15 protein-coding genes are annotated in these 18,582 nt (G+C 64.3%); 9 read left to right on the top strand and 6 right to left on the bottom strand.

Annotated features, from left to right (window positions below; genetic code table 11):
• Window positions 1–5 precede the first annotated feature (5 nt).
• From kynA to ACQ4WQ_RS19100, 4 genes are all read left to right on the top strand, one after another.
• Window positions 6–893, top strand: a complete 888-nt coding sequence (gene kynA, locus ACQ4WQ_RS19115; RefSeq protein ID WP_326458937.1) for a tryptophan 2,3-dioxygenase — start codon at window positions 6–8, stop codon at window positions 891–893.
• Between the two features lie 17 nt (window positions 894–910).
• Complete coding sequence (locus ACQ4WQ_RS19110) at window positions 911–1,456, top strand: RBBP9/YdeN family alpha/beta hydrolase (RefSeq protein ID WP_326458936.1); 546 nt, start codon at window positions 911–913, stop codon at window positions 1,454–1,456.
• A 69-nt stretch (window positions 1,457–1,525) separates the two neighbouring features.
• The gene (locus ACQ4WQ_RS19105; protein ID WP_436499237.1) at window positions 1,526–3,631 is read left to right on the top strand and encodes a toxin-antitoxin system YwqK family antitoxin; all 2,106 of its coding nucleotides are present in this window, start codon (window positions 1,526–1,528) and stop codon (window positions 3,629–3,631) included.
• A 2-nt stretch (window positions 3,632–3,633) separates the two neighbouring features.
• Window positions 3,634–4,659, top strand: coding sequence for a leucine-rich repeat domain-containing protein (locus ACQ4WQ_RS19100; protein WP_436499235.1), 1,026 nt, complete (start codon window positions 3,634–3,636; stop codon window positions 4,657–4,659).
• 2 nt (window positions 4,660–4,661) lie between these two features.
• Here ACQ4WQ_RS19100 and ACQ4WQ_RS19095 read toward each other — a convergent pair whose 3' ends face one another.
• The gene (locus ACQ4WQ_RS19095; RefSeq protein ID WP_436499233.1) at window positions 4,662–5,699 is read right to left on the bottom strand and encodes a hypothetical protein; all 1,038 of its coding nucleotides are present in this window, start codon (window positions 5,697–5,699) and stop codon (window positions 4,662–4,664) included.
• Between the two features lie 143 nt (window positions 5,700–5,842).
• On the opposite strand from ACQ4WQ_RS19095, the gene ACQ4WQ_RS19090 reads away from it, so the two are divergent.
• Entirely contained in the window at window positions 5,843–6,574 is a 732-nt protein-coding gene (locus tag ACQ4WQ_RS19090; RefSeq protein WP_436499231.1) for an alpha/beta fold hydrolase, read from the top strand.
• Here ACQ4WQ_RS19090 and ACQ4WQ_RS19085 read toward each other — a convergent pair.
• From ACQ4WQ_RS19085 to htpG, 3 genes are all read right to left on the bottom strand, one after another.
• Complete coding sequence (locus tag ACQ4WQ_RS19085; RefSeq protein WP_436499229.1) at window positions 6,551–6,916, bottom strand: hypothetical protein; 366 nt, start codon at window positions 6,914–6,916, stop codon at window positions 6,551–6,553. The two genes, ACQ4WQ_RS19090 and ACQ4WQ_RS19085, sit on opposite strands and share 24 nt — an antisense overlap.
• Window positions 6,913–7,302, bottom strand: a complete 390-nt coding sequence (locus ACQ4WQ_RS19080; RefSeq protein ID WP_436499227.1) for a hypothetical protein — start codon at window positions 7,300–7,302, stop codon at window positions 6,913–6,915. The genes ACQ4WQ_RS19085 and ACQ4WQ_RS19080 overlap by 4 nt, the downstream gene beginning before the upstream one ends.
• 208 nt (window positions 7,303–7,510) lie before the next feature.
• On the bottom strand, window positions 7,511–9,430 hold the full coding sequence (gene htpG / locus ACQ4WQ_RS19075; RefSeq protein ID WP_230506175.1) for a molecular chaperone HtpG: 1,920 nt from the start codon (window positions 9,428–9,430) through the stop codon (window positions 7,511–7,513).
• Between the two features lie 379 nt (window positions 9,431–9,809).
• Between htpG and ACQ4WQ_RS19070 the strand changes: the two genes are divergently transcribed.
• Window positions 9,810–10,508, top strand: coding sequence for a PEP-CTERM sorting domain-containing protein (locus ACQ4WQ_RS19070; protein WP_436499225.1), 699 nt, complete (start codon window positions 9,810–9,812; stop codon window positions 10,506–10,508).
• A 31-nt stretch (window positions 10,509–10,539) separates the two neighbouring features.
• On the opposite strand, the gene ACQ4WQ_RS19065 is transcribed toward ACQ4WQ_RS19070, so the two are convergent.
• Window positions 10,540–12,018: an aminotransferase-like domain-containing protein gene (locus ACQ4WQ_RS19065; protein WP_436499223.1), complete on the bottom strand. Its 1,479-nt coding sequence runs from the start codon at window positions 12,016–12,018 to the stop codon at window positions 10,540–10,542.
• A 134-nt stretch (window positions 12,019–12,152) separates the two neighbouring features.
• Between ACQ4WQ_RS19065 and ACQ4WQ_RS19060 the strand changes: the two genes are divergently transcribed.
• The 3 genes from ACQ4WQ_RS19060 (at window position 12,153) to ACQ4WQ_RS19050 (ending at window position 16,084) form a co-directional block, all read left to right on the top strand.
• Window positions 12,153–13,064, top strand: coding sequence for a DMT family transporter (locus ACQ4WQ_RS19060; RefSeq protein WP_436499221.1), 912 nt, complete (start codon window positions 12,153–12,155; stop codon window positions 13,062–13,064).
• A gap of 176 nt (window positions 13,065–13,240) precedes the next feature.
• Window positions 13,241–14,434, top strand: a complete 1,194-nt coding sequence (locus tag ACQ4WQ_RS19055) for an aminotransferase-like domain-containing protein (RefSeq protein ID WP_436499219.1) — start codon at window positions 13,241–13,243, stop codon at window positions 14,432–14,434.
• Window positions 14,435–14,725: 291 nt separating this feature from the next.
• Complete coding sequence (locus tag ACQ4WQ_RS19050) at window positions 14,726–16,084, top strand: diguanylate cyclase (RefSeq protein WP_436499217.1); 1,359 nt, start codon at window positions 14,726–14,728, stop codon at window positions 16,082–16,084.
• Window positions 16,085–16,279: 195 nt separating this feature from the next.
• Here the strand turns inward: ACQ4WQ_RS19050 and ACQ4WQ_RS19045 are convergent, their stop codons facing one another.
• On the bottom strand, window positions 16,280–18,535 hold the full coding sequence (locus tag ACQ4WQ_RS19045) for a TonB-dependent hemoglobin/transferrin/lactoferrin family receptor (protein WP_436499215.1): 2,256 nt from the start codon (window positions 18,533–18,535) through the stop codon (window positions 16,280–16,282).
• Between the last annotated feature and the right edge of the window lie 47 nt (window positions 18,536–18,582).

The raw sequence follows: 18,582 nt of genomic DNA, 5'->3' as shown, positions 1-18,582 counted from the left end.
ATCCCATGAGCGACGAAAAAAATATGAACAAGGAAAACACCAGCGGCTGCCCCATGCATGCCGGCGGCCAGGATGCGCAGTGGCATGGCGCGCAGATGGATTTCAGCGAATCGATGAGCTACGGTAACTACCTGGCACTGGACCGCATCCTCACGGCCCAGCACCCGCTGTCGCCGAACCACAACGAAATGCTGTTCATCGTGCAGCACCAGACCAGCGAATTGTGGATGAAGCTGATGCTCCACGAAATGCACGCCGTGCGCGCCAACCTGCAAAGCGGCGACCTGGCCCCCGCGTTTAAAATGCTGGCCCGCGTGGCGCGCATCATGGACCAGCTGGTCCATGCCTGGGACGTGCTGGCCACCATGACGCCGCCCGAATACACGGCCATCCGGCCCTACCTGGGCGCCTCGTCCGGCTTCCAGTCCTTCCAGTACCGCGAGATCGAATTCATCCTGGGGAACAAGAACGCCGCCCTGCTGAACGTGCATACGACGGCACCCGACACCTACAAGGTGCTCGACGCCGCCCTGCGCACGCCGTCCGTCTACGACGAAGCGATCAAGCTGCTGGCGCGCAGCGGCTTGCCCATCGCCCCCGAGCGCCTGGACGCCGACTGGACCCTGCCGACCGCCTCCGACGCCTCCGTCAAGGCGGCGTGGCTGGAAGTCTACCGCGACCCGTCGAAACACTGGGCCCTGTACGAGCTGGCCGAAAAGCTGGTCGACCTGGAAACGGCCTTCCGCTTCTGGCGCTTCCGCCACGTGACGACGGTCGAGCGCATCATCGGCTTCAAGACGGGCACGGGCGGCACGGCGGGCGTGAGCTATTTGCGCAAGATGCTCGACGTGGTATTGTTCCCTGAACTATTCGCCCTGCGCACGGAGCTTTGATTTTACAAGGAGATTTGATGTCGCCTCTCGTCCTGACCCTGGCCGGCCTGTGGAATTCCGGGCCGCAGCATTGGCAAACCCATTGGGAAGCGCGCCACCCGCAATGGTCGCGCGTGCCGCACCGGGAATGGCAGACGCCGGACAAGGACGAATGGGTGATGGAACTCGACCGGGCCATCGCCGCCTGCGAGCGCCCGCCCGTGCTGGCGGCGCACAGCCTGGCCTGCACGCTGGTGGGCCACTGGGCGGCCAGCGGCTCGCCGCACAGGATCGCCGGCGCCTTCCTCGTCGCCCCCAGCGATGTGGAAGCGCCCTCCTACCCGTCCGGCACCACAGGTTTCTCTCCCATGCCGCTGCAAGCCTTGCCATTTCCCAGCCTGGTGGTGGCCAGCGGCGATGATCCCTACGTCAGCTTCGCGCGCGCACGCGCGTTTGCCGCCGCCTGGGGCAGCGACTTCACCATGATCGGCGACGCCGGCCATATCAATGGCGATGCGGGCTACGGCCCCTGGCCGGACGGCGAACAGCTGCTGCTGGACTTCTGCGCCGCGCACCAGCCCTGAACCGGGGTGCGCACGCGCACACGATAGACGCACCCGCATTTGCCCACAAGTAAGAACGCAGGCAAAATCGTGGCCTTTCCATTGCGGCGCCCCGGCGCCAGCCTCACGATGAAACGTCCGCTCTTGCCAGTTCTCCTGCCCTTGCTGCTTTGCTCCGCCCTCGCCCACGGCGCGCCCTTCTACGAAGGCAAGACCCTCGCCCATCCCGCCATCACTGCATCGCAGGATAGCGGGCTGGATATCGCCTTCATCAAGGAAAAAGAAGGCGTCAACGGCTATTACTGCGAGTGCGCGAACAGCGCTTCGAAAACCTTCCTGCTCGACCAGTTCGGCAACGCCGTCATCCGCTCCGTCTTCTACGCGTCGCTGGACAAGGAATCGGACACCAGCGTGCAAACCATGCTGGTGCTGTTCCGCCAGGGCGACAGGAACGGTCTGCGCGCCTACCGCTACCACCGCGGCTCCGGCAAGTACCGGCGCCTCGACGGCTTGCAGCCGGCCCTGAACCGCATCGTGGCGCAAAGCGCCGCGCCCAACGCGGGTCAGGTCAAGGCGGCGCTGGCCAAGCTGGCGCCGATGGACTACAGCGTCGCGCGCGGCAAGAGCGGCAATGCGGACTTCGACGCCATCGACCATACGCAAGGCACCATCGTCGGCTACTACAGCGATGACGGCAAGCCCGTGGCCGGTGCCGGCAAGGAGGCCATCACCTACAAGAAAACCTTCCAGAAAAAAGGCGACCATTACCTGACGGCCAGCTACACCCTGTACAGCGATGCGGGCGCCGGCATCCTGCCCAATTACCGGCTGTGGCAAGTGACGTGGGAAACGGCGCCGCAGCAGTTCACGGGCAGCGAAGACGGCCCGTCCGTTTTCTACAGCCTGGCCTGGGACGACGGCTCGGTGGTCGAGCGGGGCCAGTACGTGAAGGGCAAGCGCCAGGGACTGTGGGTGCGCGAGGGCATGCATGAAGGCAGCGAGAAAGGCCATTACGTCAACGGCCTGCAGGAAGGCATGTGGCACTTCGACTACCCCAAACAGAGCGAGAGCGGCATGTACCGGGCCGGCAAGCGCGAAGGCCGCTGGACCGTCGTCAACTATGCCGACGAGGATGAGGTGACGGGTTTCGACACCTACGCCGGCGGCCAATTGAACGGCCCGCACGAACGCCGCATGGGCGGCAAGCTGCAAACGCGCGGCACCTACGTGAACGGCACGCGCCATGGCGCATGGATCACGGAAGACGGCGAAGGCAGCTTCATCGACGGCTTGCGCGATGGGCCGTGGAAGCTCAAGCTCAAGGACAAGGTCACGCAAAGCGTCACTTTCGTCAAAGGCAAGAAGCAGGGCGAGGCCATCGACACGGATGCGCAAGGCGCGCTGCGCGTGCGCGACCACTATCAGGCCGGCGTGCTCGAAGGCAGCCGCACGCGCTACCTGGGCCCGGCAGGCAAGGAATACGTGGTCTACACGGCCACCTACCGCAACGGCCAGCTGGACGGGCGCGAACAGGCGTTCGACGACAGCGGCAAGATCCTGCGCCTCGATACGCTGTGGGACAACGGCAAGAAGCAGGGCCTCGACGCGCGCTACTACCCGAATGGCAAGCCGGAACGCCTGGCCGTCATCGACCAGGGCCGCCTGCTCACGCACCTGCGCGAATACTATGAAGACGGCCAGCTGCTCAACGACATCCACCGCTGCACCTTCAAGGAGTACGGCAGCACGCGCGACGACGTGTGCGAGTACCACCACATGTACTACCCGGACGGCAAGCCGCAGTACTACTATGCCTTCCAGTACGGCCAGCGCCAGGAAGGCTATTCGAACTACCCGAACGGCAAGCGCAAGGATGAACTGCTGGTCGACCGCGCCGCCGACACCTCCGTCGTCAACGCATACTATGAAAGCGGCCAGCTCAAATGCACGGAGCCGCGCAGCGGCCACAGCACGCGCACGGTCAACGGCGAGACCATGATCAGCTACGCTTCGGCCGACCGCGATGGCGACAATATCTGCTACCACCCGAACGGCAAGGTGGCCAGCATCTACACCTTCCGCAAGCGCGTGCTCGTCGATTGCGGCAAGCGCTACGACGACACGGGCAAGCAGACCTTCCCGGGGCCGGAAGGCTGCCCTCCTCCCAGGAAAGTCGACTACCCGATAGGACTGTGACAATGACGCAAGCAAGACAGCCGCAGTGCATCCAGAACCCCGAGCGCATCGATGCCGGGGCGATCCGCGCCGCCATCGCGGGCGGCCAGGAGGTGCTGGTGCAGTTCAATACCCTGGCCGAGCCAACGCCGCTGCTGGCCGACCTCGACGCCCTGGCCGCCACTTGCGGCACGGCGCTGACCATCCGCATCTACGGCTACGACCCGAGGGTGTTCGATGCCCGCATCCTGCGCGCGCTGCCGCATGTGGCCAGCCTGTCCATCGACTGCCACCGCAACGCCCTGTATCTGGAAACCCTGGGCGAGTTGCGCCACCTGAAGCGCCTGAGCCTGGGCGTGTACGAACTAGGGCAAGCCGACATCCTGCAGCTGGACAATTTGCGCGCCCTCGAATACCTGAACCTGGGCGAATCTGCCAGGAACAATATCGACCTGGCGCCCCTGCGCCAGTATGCGCACCTGGCCAGCCTCGTCATCGAAGGCCACAGCCAGCATATCGAGACCCTGGCCAGCCTGCCGGCGCTGCATGACCTGTCGCTGTACCGCATCAAGAACAAGGTGCCGCTGGATTTCATCTCGGAGATGAGCCGCCTGGACAGGCTGCTGCTGCAACTGGGCGGCCGGGAATCGCTCGCACACATCGAGGCGCCGCTGTTGAGGAAACTGGAAGTGATACGTGTGCGCGGTCTGGAAACGCTGGGCGATATCGGCCGTTTCCCGCTGTTGCAGGCGCTATGGGTGGAAGACCAGATCAAGCTGCGGCAGATCGCGCTGGGGCCCAATCCTGCGCTCGAACGCCTGAACCTGCACACCTGCAAGACGCTCGACAGCCTGCCCGGCCTGGCCGCCTTGCCCGCCCTGCGCCAGTTGTCGGCATCCGAGACCATGCTCGACATCGACGCGTTGCTGGCGCATGGCTTGCCCGCGTCCCTGACGCATGCTCGCCTGCGCACCGGCAGGAAAACACGCGATGACGCCATCGCCGCGCAGCTGGCGCAACTGGGCTACGAACAAGCGCGCCCTTGCTAAAATCAGCGGCCCGCCGCCAGCCTGCGCTGCCACAGCGCCACGTCGATCATCACGCCGTCCGCGCCCGTGTTGCGGATGTAGACGCGGTAGCTGCCCTGCCCCATGTCGCCATCGAGGTAGGCCGTGCGCTCGTTGCGCTGCAGCCTGGCGCCCTTGGCCAGCTGGCGGTAGCGCTCGACCACCGTGTCGAAACTGGCATAGCTGCGCAACGCCACTTCCAGGTCGCGCGGCGGACGGCCTTCCGCATGGTCCAGCACATTGTTCTGTTTCTTGCCCTTGAGCGTGAGCGGATAGGCAAACACGCCGGCGCCGGCCGACGTCAGCACCGTGGATTTATCGAGCAGCAGCGGCAGCAGCGCTGGCGGATAGGCGGGCGGCAGCTGCGCGCGGTTCCAGCCCGGCAGGGCCGGCTGCGCCAGCACGTATTCGACGCTGGCGATCTTCTGCCCATCTGCGCCCGCTTCCTTGTCGCCCGCGATCAGCGCCAGCATGGGCGGCAATTGACGGGCCCAGGCCAGCAAGGGCGCCGCATCCCCGACCAGCATGCCCTTGCGGTGGAATACCGTCAGCACCGCGTTCGGATCGGGCTTGCAGACTTTCGCCAGCGGCTGGCCCTCCAGGTGGCAATGCCCGTTGACCAGGCCAAAGGCGATGATGACGCCGCGTTTGTCGAGCAGCATGGCGCCCCGTTCGCGACCCTGCTTGCGGTCATTCATCGACGCCAGCAGTTGGCGGCCATCGGCCAGCACGGTGCGCGTGGCGTCGCGCTTTTCGCTGATCGCTTCGAGCGCCTGCGCCAGCAGCAGTTCATCGTCTTCCGTGTAGCTGCCGCGCGCGTAGCCGAAGAAATCGAACAGGGCCGCGCGCACTTGCGGGTCTTCGCTCAGGCGCGGCAAGGGACCGCCGGCCAGCAGAGAGGACAGGCTTTTCCCGGCCGGTGCCGAGGGCGCCGCCGTGGCGCGGGCGGGCTGGGAAAGGACGCAGGCAGCAGCCAGCAAGGCGCCGCCCAGGGTACGGTAATTCGAAAAGATGATATGCATGATTCTGTCTGTCGGGGGATTTTGCCGCTACCAGTGGCCACTGGCCACGCATGGCGCGCCGGCGATTCTAGCATGGCGCCAGTCCCCATGCCGTGCGGCAGGCGGACGGCAGGTGCGCCGGTGCGGCTGTTATGATGGCTGCAATGACCACCTTTCACCCCGCCTCGACACTGCTTGTCCTCCTGCCCGGCATGGATGGCACGGCCCGGCTCTTCCACCGTTTTGACGCCGCCTTGCGCGCGCAGAGCACCATCGACACCCAGGCCATCGCCTACCCGGCCGCGCCGCTCGATTACGCGGCGCTGGAAGCATTCGTGCGCGAGCGTTTGCCGCGGGACCGCCCTTTCATCGTGCTGGCAGAATCGTTTTCGGGACCGCTGGGGGCAGCTTTGCGCGCCGATCCGCCGCCCGGCATGCGTGCCCTGATCCTGTGCTGTTCGTTCGTGCGCAATCCACGCCCGATGCTCGCGCCCCTGCGCCACCTGCTCGGCCTGGTGCCCTTTGGCCCCCTGCCCGGCTTCGCCCTGCGCCAGGCGCTGCTGACGCCGTATGCGACGCCAGCGCTGCAGGCGGAACTGGCCGCGGCGCTCGCGCAAGTGCCGCCCAGCGTGCTGCGCCAGCGCCTGCGCGCCGTGCTGGAAACCGACGCCTCGCGCAGCTTCGCGCGCGGCAGCCTGCCCGTGCTGTATCTGCGCGCCAGCCACGACCGCCTGGTGCCGCCGGCGAACGCCGTGCAAATACTGCGGCAGGCAGCGGGCACGCAACTGGCCGACATCGCCGCGCCGCACATGCTGCTGCAGGCGGCGCCGGATGCAGCCGCCGTTGCGGTGGCCGCTTTCATTGCGGGCCTGTCAGCCGCGCAGGTATCCGCTTAGGCGTGCGCTGGCCAGCACGGCCAGCCAGCTCAAGCTGCCCGACAGCACGCTGAAGTAGATGGCCCGCAGCGGATGCTGGGGCAGCAGGTACGCGAGCACGACCGCGCCCAGCAAGCCGCACAGCGCAGGCTTCCACCAGCCAGACGGCAGCAGCGCCAGCAGCAGATTCGTGCCCGCATACACATAAAACACCAGCAGCAAGGCCAGGCCGCCGGCCACGCCGCGCGAGCCGAGGCTGCCGAACAGCTGCGTGTACAGGAAAAACCCCAGCCAGCTCAATGCGATAAACAGCAGGCAGCCCAGCGCATGCGCGCCCAGGCCCGCCATCAGGCGAATTTTCACGGTTGCTTGAGTAGGGGAATGAAGCGGTGGCCGCAGGCATGGCACATGAAGGTACGCGCATATTTATCCTGCAAGGCGGCGGCCTCCTTGTCCCAATTGGCGACGAAGGACGTTTGCGACAAGGCGACGGAGACGACACCCCCTGCTACGAAGATCCAGAACAGGCCATTTGCGCCAGCCTGGTAAAAGATGACGGCGGCGATGACAAAAATGATCACGCCCAACACGATCAGCCCCACTTTCTGGTGGGTCTGCATCGTCGGCCCGGCGGCCTGGCGCGATAACAAGGTCTGGCTGCGCGTATGCGCATGACCGTGGATGAAATCACCATCGATCCTGCCCGACATATGGGTCGATGTGCCGGAAATGCCGGAGGCATGCACCATGGAGAGGCGTTGAATGTTGGAACTGTCACATGCCGGGCAATGCGCCATTGCTATTTCCATAAAATAAAATAATCGCGCACTGTAGCATAAAAAAAGCCGGCCCTTTCATGACGAAAGGGCCGGCTTCGCTGCATCAGTCGCCGCTGCGGCTGTCGGATTACGCTTGGCCTCGGCGGCCCCGCTAATCCGACCTACGCAGCGGTGGCGATTACTTCGCCGTATTGAGCAGCAACTCGTTCAGGCGCTTGACGAAACTGGCCGGGTCGGCCAGCGAACCGCCTTCGGCCAGCATGGCCTGGTCGAACAGGATGTTGGCCCAGTCGCCGAACTTGCCGCCTTCCGCGTCCTCGTATTTCAGACGCGTCACCAGCGGGTGGTTCGGGTTGATTTCCAAGATCGGCTTCGATTCCGGCGCGCTCTGACCTGCCGCCTTCAGCATGCGCAGCAGGTTGCCCGACAATTCGTTTTCATCGGCCACCAGGCAGGCTGGCGAATCGGTCAGACGGAACGTCACGCGCACGTCCTTGGCCTTGTCAGCCAGCACGGTCTTCATCTTGCCCACCAGGTCGGCGTACGAGGTTTCCGTTTCTTCGTGCTCTTTCTTTTCCGCTTCGTCTTCCAGCGCGCCCAGGTCCAGGCCGCCCTTGGCCACGGAGACCAGTTCCTTGCCTTCGAAATCCTGCAGGAAGGACAGCATCCATTCATCGACGCGATCCGTCAGCAGCAGCACTTCGACGCCCTTCTTGCGGAAGATTTCCAGGTGCGGGCTGTTTTTCGCTGCGGCGTAGTTGTCGGCCGTGACGTAATAGATCTTGTCCTGGCCTTCCTTCATGCGCGCCACGTAGTCGGCGAACGAGGTGACTTGCTCGTCGCTGTCGTTGGCCGTCGAGGCAAAGCGCAGCAGCTTGGCCAGGCGTTCCTTGTTGGCCGCGTCCTCGCCGATGCCCTCTTTCAGCACCTGGCCGAATTCCTTCCAGAAGACGGCGTACTTGTCCTTCTTGTCCTGCTCGTCCGCGTTCGCCAGTTCTTCCAGCATGCCCAGCACGCGCTTGGTCGAGCCTTCGCGGATGACCTTGACGTCGCGCGACTCCTGCAGGATTTCGCGCGATACGTTCAGCGGCAAATCGGCAGAGTCGATCACCCCGCGCACGAAGCGCAGGTAGGTCGGCATCAGCTGCTCGGCATCGTCCATGATGAAGACGCGCTTGACGTACAGCTTGATGCCGCCGCGCTTGTTGCGGTCCCACATGTCGAACGGCGCCTTGGCCGGAATGTACAGCAGCTGCGTGTATTCGCTGCGGCCTTCCACGCGGTTGTGCGTGTGCGTCAGCGGCGACTGGAAGTCGTGCGACACGTGCTTGTAGAATTCGTCGTACTGTTCCGGCGTGATGTCGGCCTTGTTGCGGGCCCACAGGGCGCTGGCCTGGTTGACGGTTTCGAATTCGTCTTTCAGGACGGTTTCTTTTTTCTCGTCGTCCCACTCTTCCTTCTGCATCACGATCGGCAGCGAGATATGGTCCGAGTATTTGCGGATGATGGACTTGATCTTCCAGCTCGACAGCAATTCGTCCTCGCCTTCGCGCAGGTGCAGGATGATGTCCGTGCCGCGCGACGGCTTGTCGATCGATTCGATGCTGTAATCGCCTTCGCCCGCCGACTCCCAGCGCACGCCTTCGGAAGCGTCCACGCCGGCGCGGCGCGTTTCGACGGTGATCTTGTCGGCGACGATGAAGCCGGAATAGAAGCCCACGCCGAACTGGCCGATCAGGGCCGCGTCCTGCTGCTGGTCGCCCGACAGCTTGCCGAAGAATTCCTTGGTGCCCGACTTGGCGATGGTGCCCAGGTGCGAGATCGCCTCGTCACGGGTCATGCCGATGCCGTTGTCGGAAATGGTGATGGTGCGCGCATCCTTGTCGAAGCTGACCTTGATCTTCAATTCGTGATCGTTGCCATACAGGGCGTCGTTATCGATCGCTTCGAAGCGCAATTTGTCGGCCGCGTCGGACGCGTTCGAGATCAATTCGCGCAGGAAGATTTCCTTGTTCGAGTACAGGGAATGGATCATCAGGTGCAGCATTTGCTTCACTTCGGTCTGAAAACCCAGGGTTTGCTTTTCGGAGACAGCCATTTTTACCTCATAGTCTTGTGGATGGGACGGATTTGATGAAGTTGGGGATTATATAAGCGATTTCAAGGCGTCTTTGCAGCAATGTGCGGGTGGGGTGGTTGCAGCGTGCACCGACGCCCGTCGGCCGGTGTGACGGAGGTCATAGCAAAGTCGATAACAAAACAACCTCATCAATTGAGCGGCTTGCAAGCAGCATCGGCATTAATATTGATTTTCTATTATCAAACAGGAGGAGACCGTCGTGAAACGCCTATCCATGCTGTCCGTTCGCACCTGCACGCCGCCGTCCATGGCGGACTCCCGCCGCACACCGACAACGGCGCCCGCGGTTCCCGAAAAGTCCGTCACTGCGCATCAGTGCAAGACCATGATGCAGGCCATGCGGACCGGGATCTTGGCTGGCCTGCTGGCACTGCCCGTCATGGCCCAGGCGACCGTCATCGAATTCAGCGTGAGCGGCATCGTCGCCCAGGGGGTGGACGAACTGCACCTGTTCTCCGACTACGGGGAATCGCTGGTCGGCAAGCCATATACGATGAAATTCCTGCTCGATACGGCCACGCTCGCAGAGAGCCAATCCGGCAACATCCATGGCGCCAGTAACTCGACCAATGGCGCCCCCGTGTATTTTTCCGGCGAGATCACGATGGGCAGCCGCCGTTACAACTGGACTCTCGATCCAAACGGCTACGCCAGCATGTATTTGCTACCGACAAGCAATATCATGATGCAGAGTTCCGGTGGCTACGGCTTCGGGCAATACAAGGTGTCGTCCATGCTCGACGTGTCCACCGGCGGCTCGACACCTTATTTTGACACCGCGGAGTTTGAACAGCGCATCGAATTCAAGGATTTCGTCGACCCCTGGGGCTACAGTTCAGAATTCCAGCTGACGTATACCGCGCCGCGCTATCCGGACGACCATGGCGCTTACGTCGCCAAGACCAATTTTGTCGGCACCGGCACCTACGCCCTGTGGCAAGTACGCGAGGTGCCGGAACCGGGACAAGTCGGCATGCTGCTGGCCGGCGCGGCCCTGCTGACAGCCGTGGCGCGCCGGGAGCGCCGCCGCGCCTGAGCATCGGGCGGCCGCTGCGCGCAATCAGGCGCTATCTCGCCGGCTTGTTCAGAGCGGATGGGACGGCGCCGCCCGCCTGACCCAGCGCACGCGCGAAAAAATCCCAGATCCGCTCGTCCTGCACCGTGGCCAGGTTCAGGCGCATGCAGGTCGACGGCAGCTGGCGCGGCGAAAACAGGCTGCCCGGCCCCAGCACCAGGCCTTCGGCCAGCGCCTTTTCGGCCAGCACATTGGTGTCGCAGCCCGCGTCGGCCCAGATGAACATGCCGGCCGGTGCGGGATCGAAGCGCAGGCCGGCCCGCTCGGCGCGGCGGTACGTGCCCTCGCGCACCTTGTCGAGCCGCGCGCGCAGCCGCTCCGCGTGTTTGCGGTACAGGCCTTGCGAGAGGATTTTATATACGACCCGCTCGCCGATGTCGCTGGTGGTCAGGGTGGCCAGCATCTTGCGGTCGGCCAGCCGCTGCGCCCATTCAGGCGAGGTGGCGATGAAGCCCACGCGCAGGTTGGCCGACAGGCTCTTGGAAAAGCCGCCCAGGTAAATCACGCGGCGCAACTGGTCCAGCGCGGCCAGGCGGGTGGCTGCCTGCACCGCGCCGCCCGGGTGCATGTCGCAATAAATGTCATCCTCGACGATGAGGAAATCGTGCTGTTCGGCCAGGCGCAGCACCTGGAAAGCCTTGGCGGCCGACAGCGACGTCGAGCTGGGGTTGTGCAGCACCGAATTGATCACGTACAGCTTGGGGCGGTGCAGCGCCGCCAGCTCGGCCAGCACGGCGATATCGGGGCCGTCTTTCAAGCGCGGGATGCCGATGACGTTCATGCCCATGGCGGCAAAGGCGCCGAACATCAGCCAATACGCGGGATCGTCGACGAAAATGGTGTCGCCGGGGCGGGCAAACTCGCGCGCCACCAGGTCCAGCGCCTGCATCACGCCCACCGTGGTGACGATCTGTTCGGGCGGACAGGCGATTTCCAGGCCCGCCAGTTTCAGCTGCAACTGCTGGCGCAGCGGCAAAAAACCCTGCGGCGAGCCGTAACCGAGCAGCAGGCTGCCCGGCTGGCGGCTGACATCGCGCAAGGCGCGCGCCACCAGCTCGCCATCGAGCCACTCGGCCGGCAGCATGCCGGTGCCGGGCGCGGGGATGGCCGGCGTCTGGCGGAACATGTTACGGATCAGCCACACCACGTCCATCGGCTGCGCCGCCGCGTCCTGCGCGCCGGCGGGCGGCGCCGGCGTGTTCAGCGGCGAGCGTTCGCGCACGAAAAAGCCGGCGCCGCGCCGCGATTCGAGGTAGCCGCGCGCCACCAGCTTGTCGTAGCTGGCCACCACCGTGGCGCACGAGACGTTCAGGCTGGCGGCGGCCTGGCGGATCGAGGGCATGCGCGCGCCGCCGCGCAGCAGCTTGTCGTCGATGCGCGCCGCCAGCGAACGCGCGATCTGGTCGATCAGGGTTTCGCCCGAGGCGCGCGACAGCAAAGGCAGGGACGGTGAGGCGGGTGTATTGCTCATATGACCATGACAGTATGTGAAATTATGCGTTGAAGTGTATTTGTACTGTATTGCTATTCACCTCTAGGATAGCAGTACGGGGCGGATTGATCCACCCCGCTTTATTTACCCATGCCACCCGTACCAGGACAGCCATGCCATCGCCCGCCACCACCTCCCCCACTTCTCCCCTGCGGCTCGGCGCCGACCGCAAAGGCATGCTGCTGGGCTTGACAGCCGTCGCCCTCTTCAGCCTGACCCTGCCGTTTACGCGCCTGGCGGTGGCCGAACTCGACCCTACCTTTGTCGCCCTGGGCCGCGCCCTGGTGGCCGCCGGCCTGGCCGGCCTGTGGCTGTGGCAGCAGCGCGCGCCGTTGCCGCGCCGCGAACAATGGCTGCCGCTGGCGTTCGTGTCGCTGGGCTGCGTGCTGGGCTTCCCCTGGCTGACGTCGATCGCCATGCGCAGCCTGCCCGCCTCGCACGGCGCCGTGCTGGTCGGCATTTTGCCGCTGGCCACCGCCGTGTTTGCCGTGCTGCGCGGCAAGGAACGCCCTTCCCCCGGCTTCTGGCTGATGGCCCTGCTCGGCACGGCGCTGGTGGTGGCGTTCGCGCTGCGCCAGGGCGGCGGCAGCTTCCACCTGGCCGACTGGCTGATCTTTGCCGCCGTGCTGCTGGCTGCGCTCGGCTATGCCGAAGGCGGACGCCTGGCGCAAGCCATGCCGGGCCAGCACGTGATTTCCTGGGCCCTGCTGCTGGCCCTGCCTTTTGTCCTGCCCGTGGTGCTGTGGAACGCGTGGCCGCAGCGCGCGCTGATGGCGCAGGCCGGCGCCGCCGCCTGGCTGGGCTTTGCCTATATTTCCGTGTTTTCCATGTTTATCGGCTTTTTCTTTTGGTACCGGGGCATGGCGCTGGGCGGCGTGGCCCGCGTGGGACAGACGCAGCTGCTGCAACCCTTCCTCACCCTGGTGGGCGCGGCCGTGCTGCTGAACGAGCCATTGACGGGCGAAAGCCTGCTGTTTGCCGGCGCCGTGATCGCCGTCGTGGCCATCGGACGCAAGCTGAAGTAAGGTTCCCTGACGCCCATTTGCAACGCCGTTGCGCGTGCGGATGGGCACGGCGGCGTGCAAGCCGTACAATACCGCAGCACCATGGCGACGCCTATCCGGCGCCGCTTGCGCACGCACCGCCACAAGCGGGCCAACAAATCCAGCCGGCGCAGCTCGGCATCTTCTGTGAGACTCGTATGAAAATTGAAAATCCGAATCCGATCCAATGGCGCTTTGCCGAACGCGCGGAACAGCTGCAAAGCTCGTTCATCCGCGAAATCCTGAAGATCACGCAGCGTCCCGAGATCATCTCGTTTGCCGGCGGCCTGCCCTCGCCCGCCACCTTCCCCGTGGAAGAAATGAAGACCGCCTTCGACAAGGTCCTGTCGAACAATGGCAAGGTAGCCCTGCAATACGGCCCCACCGACGGCTACCTGCCGCTGCGCCAGTGGATCGCCGACTCGCTCTCCGGCAATGGCAGCACCATCCTGCCCGAACAGGTGCTGATGACGTCCGGCTCGCAGCAGGCGCTGGACTTGCTGGGCAAGGTCCTGATCGACGAAGGCAGCAAGGTATTGGTGGAAACCCCCAGCTACCTGGGTGCCCTGCAGGCGTTTTCCGTCTACCGTCCCGAATTCGTGTCCGTCGATACCGATGACGAAGGCCTGGTGCCGTCGTCGATCGATCCCGTCGCCGATGGCGCGCGCCTGTTGTACGCGCTGCCGAACTTCCAGAACCCGACGGGCCGCAGCCTGTCCGTGGCGCGCCGCGTGGAACTGGTGGAAACCTGCGCCCGCCACGGCCTGCCGCTGATCGAGGATGATCCGTACGGCGCCCTGAGCTACAGCGGCGAGCCGTATCCGAAGATGATCAACATGAATCCGGACGGCGTCATCTACATGGGCTCCTTCTCGAAAGTGCTCACGCCCGGCATCCGCCTCGGCTACGTGGTGGCGCCGATGCCGCTGGTGCGCCGCCTGGAACTGGCCAAGCAGGCCGCCGACCTGCACACCTCGCAGCTGACGCAGATGGTCGTGCATGAAGTGATCAAGGATGGCTTCCTGGAGCGGCATATCCCCAGCATCCGCAGCCTGTACGGCAACCAGTGCCAGGCCATGCTGTCGGCGCTGGAAGAGCACTTCCCGGCCGGCGTCACCTGGACGAAGCCGGAAGGCGGCATGTTCATCTGGGTCACCCTGCCGAAACATATCGATGCGATGAAACTGCTCGATGAAGCCATCGCCAACAAGGTCGCCTTCGTGCCGGGCGCGCCGTTCTACGCGAACACGCCGGACACGCACACCTTGCGCCTGTCGTTCGTGACGGTGCCGCCGGAACGCATCCGCGAAGGCATCGCCATCCTGGGCAAACTGATCGCCGCAAAAATGTAACCCGCCTCTTCACGCCCCGCAGCTGCGGGGCGTGTCCCAGCTGCCCCCTGCACCGCCGGGCACGCGTCTTTTCCGCCCAAAAACCGCTTTCACGATAGCAACTGCGTGTATTTATTTTTAAAAATAGCATAAAAATAATACTTTCCCGCCTCGTGCAGCATCGATTTTTTCACCCAAAAAATTAGCAAGGCGGTATGATTTGATCGCTGTATCAGATTTGAATCCGCTCAGCATCACCGAAAGTGCAGCAAATGCTGGCAGCGCAGAGTACATCCGAGAAGGCCGGTAGCAATGAGTTCAGGCAGTGTGGGGCATTCCCAGCGGCAAGAAGCCGCGATTTTGATTGTCGACGATGCGCCGGCCAACCTTGAGCTGCTGCGCAAGCTGATGAGCGAACAGGGTTATCAAACCTATGTCGCCACGTCCGGCGAACGGGCGCTGGCGATCGCCCAGCGTGCCCAGCCCGACCTGATCCTGCTCGACGTACTGATGCCGGACATGGACGGCATCGAGACGTGCCGCCGCCTCAAGCAGCACCCGCTGACGCAGCGCATCCCCGTCATCTTCATGAGCGCCAAGACGGAAACGGAAGACGTGGTGGCCGGCTTCGACTGCGGCGCCGTCGATTACATCAGCAAGCCGCTGCGCATGGCCGAAGTGTGCGCGCGCGTGCGCGCCCAGCTGCAAATCCGCAGCAACAATGAGACCCAGCAGGAACAGGCCGAGCGCCTGCGCACCATCGTCAATAACATGGCCGAGGGCTTGCTGATCATCGAGGCCGACGGGCGCATCCAGTACACCAATCCGGCCTGCGACCATTACCTGGGCTACCGCGAAAACGAACTGGCCGGGCGTTCCATCGGCGAACTGCTCAGCCCCCTGGTGACGCAGGAATACCTCGATTACTTCGCCATGCACGCGGCCAATCCGGAAAAAGCGCACAACCACGGCACGCGCGAAGTGGCGATCCGCCACCGCAACGGCGCGGCGCTGAGCATGGACCTGACGCTGACGCCCATGTATCTGCGCCAGCCCCTGTATATCGGCCTGCTGCACGACATCACGCACCACAAGCAGTCGGAAGACGCGCTGCAGCGCGCCGCCTATCTCGATCCGCTGACCAAAATAGCCAACCGCCGGCATTTCGACAGCTTCCTGGAAAAAGAATGGCAGCGCGCCGTGCGCGGCGGCGGCGCCCTGTCGCTGGTGGTGCTCGACGTCGACCACTTCAAGCTGTACAACGACAGCCTGGGCCACCCGGCCGGCGACAGCTGCCTGCAGCAGGTCGCGCAGGCCATCGATGCACATGCCAGCCGCTCCGGCGACCTGGCGGCCCGCTACGGCGGCGAGGAATTCGTGTTGCTGTTTGCCGACACGGACGCCGACAGCGCCCTGCACCTGGCCGAGGCCATCCGCGCCAGCATCGAAGCGCTGCAACTGCCGCACCCGCGCTCCAGCACCTCGCCATGGATCACCGTCAGCATCGGCGTGGCGACCATCCACCCGCACCAGCTGGACGACCGCGAAGCGCTGTTCGTCGCCGCCGACCGCGCCCTGTACGTGGCCAAGGAAGAGGGCCGCAACCAGGTCCGCGCCACGCACTCGGGCAGCACGGCCTGGGAGACGGTCAAGGCGATCGTATTGCGTTAAAGCTTAAGGGAAAATGCAGCGGACCGGGAGTAGGCCCAAGTCAAAAACAAAGGCACCCCGGGCCAAGCGGGCCTGAAAAATGGCGAGGGCAAGGCGCAGCGACGCAGACAGTACGCAAGTACGGCAAGGAAGCTGCAACGCCGCCATCGGCATTTTCTCAGGCCCGCGTCTCCGGCCCGCCGTTCTCAAAGCGAATCAAAATTTTCTCGACACGCTCAACTTCGCATTGCGCCCCACACCGGTGACCGCCTCGCTCAGGTAGGGCATGTAATTGCGGTTGAAGACATTATCGACCGTCAGCCGCACTTCCGTGCCGCGCCACACGCCCTGCCTGCCATTCCACGACGCGAACAAGGTATGCAACGCATAGCCTTTCGATGGCGGCAGGCGGTACACGTTCCCCACCGGCAGGACGCGCTCCTGCTTCGCCACGAAGCGGCCCTGCCAGCCGATGCTGGCCCCAAGGTCGGGCATGCGCCAGCCCAGGCCCGCCATCAATTTATCGGGCGCGATGGTCGACACGGCTTCGTCCTGGCCCCACGGGTCACGCTGGGAACCGGTGCGCGTGCCGCGCTGCTTCGACAGCGATGCGCTGGCAAACAGGCGCGGCGAGTTGTAGTAGGACTCGACTTCCACGCCCTGCGTGCGGAAACCGGCCAGGTTGCGGTAGGACGACAGGGCGGGCGGCACCTTGCCCGATCCCGGCACATAGCCTTCGACCAGGATGCCAAGGCGCGGGCCGATATTGTCGCTAACGCGGTTCTGGTACGCCGTCAGGCGCAGCTGCACGTCGTCGCGCTCCATGAACACGTTCTGGCGGTGCAGCATGGCGCCCGCGCGCACGGCCGTCACGCGCTCGACGGCCAGGTCGCGGCTGGTGCCAGGCGTCGATGAACCGAGCCGGGACGACACATAGTATTCGTTCGAATACATCTCATCGATCGTCGGCGCGCGCCAGGTGCGGCTCAAGTCGCCGAACAAGGCCAGCGTGCCGGACGCCTTCCAGAACAGGCCCAGGCGGGGCGACCAGTCTGCGTGCGCCTTTTCGCTGAAATCGTGGCCGGCCGCCGCCAGCGGGCTGTTGTAGCGCGACGCCTTGTTCGGCACGCCCTCGGAGACGACCCGGTCATGGCGCAGCGCCGCCGTCAGCGTCAGATCGCCATACGTCATCGCATCCTGCAGATACAGGCCCGTGGTTTCCTGGCGCCCGGCCGGCATGTAATAGGGCTGGAAGTAGCCGTAGTTGTAGCTGGGGTCCTTCAGCGCCGTCGACGACGGGTAGTACATCAGGGTGTCGCGCACGTTCTTGTGCCATTGCAGGCCCGTTTGCAGCACGTGCGACACGGCGCCCGTCGCAAACACGCTTTCGTTGCGCACCTCCGCGATGCGGTCCACGTACGACGCCCAGCTCTCGTTGCCGAGGGAACCCAGGTAGGAGCCGAGCGAAGCCGATGGCAGGCGCTTGTCATGCTGGTCCGTGTGCGAATAGCCGGCGCTGGCCGTCAGCTTGATCCACGGATTATGTTGCGGCGCGTACTGCCACTTCACGGAATACGTATCGTCGTCCTGGTCGCGGTAGACGGCCTTGCGCTGCCACGCCTCTTCCAGTCCATATTTTTTGATTTCCGCCTCGGTCGGCGTGGGCACGTCCTCGCCCATGGCGGCGAACGGGCCCCAGCCCGAACTGCCGCTCTTCATGGCCGTCAGGGTCAGGAGCTGCTCCGGCGTCAGCCGGATATTCAGCTTGGCCAGGCTCGATGGCGCGTCGATGGCGGAAAAGCGGAATGGCTTGCCATCGGGCTTGCGCAAATCGTCGGACTTGCGCCGCGTGGTAAACGCCATCGCGTCGAAGCGGCCGTCTTCCGTGCGGCCGTAGACGGCCACGGTGGCGTCGTTTTCGCCGTTATTCGAGTGGCGCGAATACTTGAGCATGGCGCCCGCTTTCTCGCCGCCTTCGAGCAAGTCCTGCGCATCCTTGGTCTCGACCGTGATGACGCCGCCGAAGCCGCCATTGCCGTACAAGCTCGTATGCGCGCCCTTGTTGACTTCGATCTGCTTGATCAGTTCCGGCTCGATGAAGATGGAACCCTGGCGGTATTTTTCAAAACCCTTGGGCACGCCGTCGAGGATGACTTTCACGTCCTGCACTTTATTAAAACCCCAGATATTGAGGCTCTGGCCACTGGGACGGGCCGTGCCGGCCAGGTCGACGCCGGGCAAGGTGTCGAGCAAGGACGCGACATTGTCGGCCTGCTGGCGTTCGATATCGGCGCTGGTGATATACGAGCGTCCGGCCGTGCCGGCGCTGATGGCGTCGCCAAACACGCTGATGGCGGGCATCTGCACCGCATCGATCCTGTCTGCCGCCCACGCATGGCCGTGCGCGCCGCCCAATGCCAGCGCCAGCGCGGCGGCCAGCGGGGTCCATCCTTGTTTGCTGCTGCTCTTCATCGCTATCCTTGCCTAGTTTGCATACTGCTGGAATGAAAAAAATGCTG

The sequence above is a fragment of the Janthinobacterium goodfellowi genome, from assembly GCF_051380695.1.
In the GTDB taxonomy this organism is placed as follows: Bacteria; Pseudomonadota; Gammaproteobacteria; order Burkholderiales; family Burkholderiaceae_D; genus Janthinobacterium.
The sequence above is the reverse complement of the archived record's forward strand: the minus strand, read 5'-3'. Positions and strand labels throughout refer to the sequence as shown.